This window comes from Kitasatospora sp. NPDC057198 (assembly GCF_042670125.1).
In the GTDB taxonomy this organism is placed as follows: Bacteria; Actinomycetota; Actinomycetes; order Streptomycetales; family Streptomycetaceae; genus Kitasatospora.
Map to the genome: position 1 here is coordinate 1 of NZ_JBHUWH010000859.1, position 1,449 is coordinate 1,449.

A 1,449-nucleotide genomic window follows, 5' to 3' on the forward strand; every position below is an offset into this window, starting at 1 on the left:
GCGGGTTACTGCTGGCCGCTCCAGGAGGAGCCGGCCTGCGGCCGCACGCCGCGCAGGGTGGCCGGGTCGATGTCGACGTCCGCGTAGAAGACGCCGAGGTTGTAGCCGTCGCCCTCGGTGTTGACGGTGACGCTGATGTCGGTGTCGCCGTTGCGCAGGTACGGGGAGACGTCCCAGCGGTTGGCGTCGTAGCCGAAGGTGTTGGGGTAGGCGGGGTTGCGCGGGAAGCGCTGGGCCGGGTCGGCGTTGTCGAGGTTGGAGGTGAAGGCGTCGTTGGCGGGGTGCAGGGCGTCGCTGAACCGGGTGAGCGGGCCGTTGGTGGACTTCATGTCCATGGTGTCGCCGGTCCACTTGTGGTCGCCGTCGTAGACGACCCAGCCGAGGTGGCCGGTGACCGGGCCGGTGGCGGGGGTCTTGATGCCGTTCAGGACGCCGGTGAGGGCGGGGCTGTTGGGCAGCTCGGGCTGGAAGCCGTCCCAGACGTGCAGGTGGCGCAGCGGCTCGCAGTCGCGCTCGTAGGCGACGACGACCGTCCAGCCGCCCCAGCTGTGCGGCTTGACGACGGAGTCCATGTCGGCGGCCTCGTAGGTGCCGGAGCCGTGGTTGCGGACCGCTTCGGTGATGTCGGCGGACGCCTGGTAGCTGCTCTCGTCGTCGGTGGTGATGTAGCCGATCGAGGGCTGCTGGTTGGCGATGTTGGTGTACTGGGCGTCGCCGGGGAACTTGAAGTAGATCTCGTCGATCTGGCTCTCGGGCAGCACGGTGTCGCCGATGCCGCGGGTGCCGCCCCAGTAGAGGCGGGCGAACTTGACGGTGGCGCCCTCGGGGATCTGCAGGTCGGCGGAGCTGGAGGAGTAGATCGGGTCGCCGAGCGGGCCGAAGTGGCCGGGACCGTCGATGTTGATGTACTTCATCTGGAAGTTGTTGTTGATCGGGCGGGGCCCGTCGCCGTTGCGGGCCTGCGCGCAGGGGGCCTGTGCCGGGTCGACCGGCGGCTGGGTCTCGTCGCAGGTCATCAGGGTGTTGCCGATGTGGGTGATGCCGCCGTGGAAGTCGCCCTCGAAGCGGGTGGTGAACGGCAGCCGGTTCTCGGTGATGGTGTGCGCGGCGGTGACCCGGGTGTGCGGGGCGGGCCGGCTGTCGGTGGAGTACGCGGCGGGCACGGCCAGTGCGCTGGCGGCGGCGACGAACGCGGCGGTGACGGTCAGGGTGCGCCGAGTGGGGCGGGGACGGGACAAAGCGTGAGCTCCTCTGACGGATGGTCATGTGCCCTGTTCGGGGGGCACGTCCACCTGACCATCCGTCAGGAGGTAGATCGGGGTATTGGGCCGAACGACGGCATTCCTGAGTATTTCCTGAGAATTGCGCCGTTCGGCCGGGGGCCGGATCCGGCGTCGGCATCGGCGTCGGCGTCGGGGCCGGTGCCGGTGCCGTGGGCCGGTACGCTGT

Annotated in this window: 1 protein-coding gene; it reads right to left on the minus strand. The window is 69.8% G+C overall.

All coding sequences use genetic code 11. From position 1 onward, the window contains the following. Positions 1–5: 5 nt before the first annotated feature. Positions 6–1,238 (minus strand): hypothetical protein, encoded by a 1,233-nt coding sequence (locus ACFUEL_RS39680; RefSeq protein ID WP_380243085.1) that lies wholly within the window; start codon positions 1,236–1,238, stop codon positions 6–8. Positions 1,239–1,449: the final 211 nt, after the last annotated feature.